This is a genomic window from Streptomyces sp. NPDC104831, assembly GCF_055583025.1.
Genome location: NZ_JBVJOT010000120.1, coordinates 7817 through 8655 on the forward strand (window position 1 = coordinate 7817; position 839 = coordinate 8655).

2 protein-coding genes are annotated in these 839 nt (G+C 72.2%); one reads left to right on the plus strand and one right to left on the minus strand.

Annotated elements, in window-relative coordinates; genetic code table 11:
- Nucleotides 1-101: 101 nt before the first annotated feature.
- Nucleotides 102-275 carry a CsbD family protein gene (locus ACZ63H_RS38170; protein ID WP_469873055.1) on the minus strand — a complete coding sequence of 58 codons (174 nt, stop codon included), beginning with the start codon at nucleotides 273-275 and terminating at the stop codon, nucleotides 102-104.
- A 245-nt stretch (nucleotides 276-520) separates the two neighbouring features.
- Here ACZ63H_RS38170 and ACZ63H_RS38175 point away from each other — a divergent pair, with 245 nt between their 5' ends.
- The gene (locus tag ACZ63H_RS38175; protein WP_469873056.1) at nucleotides 521-691 is read left to right on the plus strand and encodes a DUF5670 family protein; all 171 of its coding nucleotides are present in this window, start codon (nucleotides 521-523) and stop codon (nucleotides 689-691) included.
- The last annotated feature ends 148 nt before the right edge of the window (nucleotides 692-839 follow it).

Genomic DNA, 839 nt, shown 5'->3' on the forward strand with positions numbered 1-839 from the left:
TTTCTTCCCCCTTCTCTCCCGCCCCCCCCCCCACCCCCCCCCCCCCCCCCCCCCCCCCCCCCCCCCCCCCCCCCCCCAGTGCCGGGTGTGCTTCGCGCCGGTCAGCCGCGACCGGTCTCCTTCACCGATTCCTTGGCCTCGCGGGACTTGCCGAGGGCCTCGGCGGCGCGGCCCTTGGCGATCAGCTCGGCGTTGCCGGTGGCTCGTCCGGCCGCTTGGGCGACCTTGCCGACGGCCTGCTCGGCCTTGGCCCGCGCCTTCTCGCTGGCGGTCATACTGCCAACCCTCCTCCGTCTCGGTAGGTGGTCCTGGCTGGCGCATGACCCGGCACGGCGCAGGCAAACCCCCGATCGCGGGCACGCACCGAATGGTCGCCGAGGTGTCGCCGTGGTGCATCGGACGGCCGGGAGCGGGAACCGTGCGGTGGGTGCGGATTCCCCTCATCCCGTGAAAGTAACTCGCATTTTGTGTGCTTGTAGGGGCGACCTAAGGGCATCCGGTGGCCAGGAGGTTGATAGCAATGGTTCCCCTGCTTCTGGTTCTTCTGCTCGCCCTGATCCTCTTCGGCGCGGGCTTCGCGTTGAAGGCTCTGTGGTGGATCGCGGTGATCGTACTGGTCCTGTGGCTCCTGGGCTTCGTCGTCCGGTCCGCGGACGGTTCGGGCCGCAAGGGGCGCTGGTATCGCTGGTAGATGCCGGCACTCGACATGAGGAGCACGGTTCATAGCGAAGCGGGGGGGGGGGGGGGGGGGGGGGGGGGGGGGGGGTTGGGGGGGGGGGGGGGGGGGGGTATGGTGGGGGGGGGGGGGGGGGGGGGGGTGTGGGTGGGGCCGGGGCGGG